Origin of the sequence: Acinetobacter junii CIP 64.5, from assembly GCF_000368765.1 — a bacterium.
Lineage (GTDB): Bacteria > Pseudomonadota > Gammaproteobacteria > Pseudomonadales > Moraxellaceae > Acinetobacter > Acinetobacter junii.
The window spans coordinates 1-838 of record NZ_KB849655.1 but is presented as its reverse complement, the minus strand read 5'-3'; the positions used below and the strand labels follow the sequence as shown (position 1 = coordinate 838).

General features: G+C 38.1%; 1 pseudogene. It reads left to right on the top strand.

The window, feature by feature from the left end:
• Window positions 1–181: 181 nt before the first annotated feature.
• Window positions 182–745, top strand: a pseudogene (locus F948_RS05730) (Fic family protein); the annotation flags it as partial.
• Between the last annotated feature and the right edge of the window lie 93 nt (window positions 746–838).

The following is an 838-nucleotide window of genomic DNA, read 5'->3' as shown; positions in this document are numbered from 1 at the left end:
CCAATGATCAAAAACTTCATTGATGACTTTATTCTCGATAAAAATCATCTGCTACCACAGAGAATCTATAAATAATAGTGCGTAAGTCCTAAGTCAATACAAAATGTAATGATATATCACTACATTTCTGATATTTCTTTTTTCATGTATGATCGACTAAGACAAATTCAGGGATAAGGTTATGTTTGAAACTATTGATGATTTAAAGAAAAAATTAGATCAACATCGCCCTCTCTCTCCGTCAATTGTCAAAAATTTACAAGAAGATCTTATTGTCCGCTGGACCTATCATTCCAATGCAATTGAAGGTAATACCCTCACCCTGCTAGAAACAAAAGTAGTACTCGAAGGTATTACTGTTGGTGGAAAGGCATTAAGAGAACACTTCGAAGCGATCAACCATAGAAATGCAATTTACTATGTTGAAGATATCATTCGGAAAGAGGAGCCTTTTTCTGAATGGCAAATTCGTAATATCCATCAGCTTATCTTAAAGAATATTGATGATGATAATGCTGGCCGCTATCGCCAGCAAAACGTATTGATCTCTGGTGCTACATCTACCCCGCCTGATTACACGTTATTAAATGACAAGATGGCTCAATTAGTAGACTGGTATAATAGTGAAGCACATAAGCTACATCCAATTGAACGTGCAGCCAAAGTACATGCTGATTTTGTTGGCATTCATCCATTCATTGATGGCAATGGTCGCACGTCACGTCTTTTGATGAATCTTGAACTTGGACTGCTCCCAGTATCCTAGACATGAGACCGCCTCATTTTGAAGCTGTCTCAAATGCTTCTGGGCTCATCCCATCGAGATGCGAATGACGCC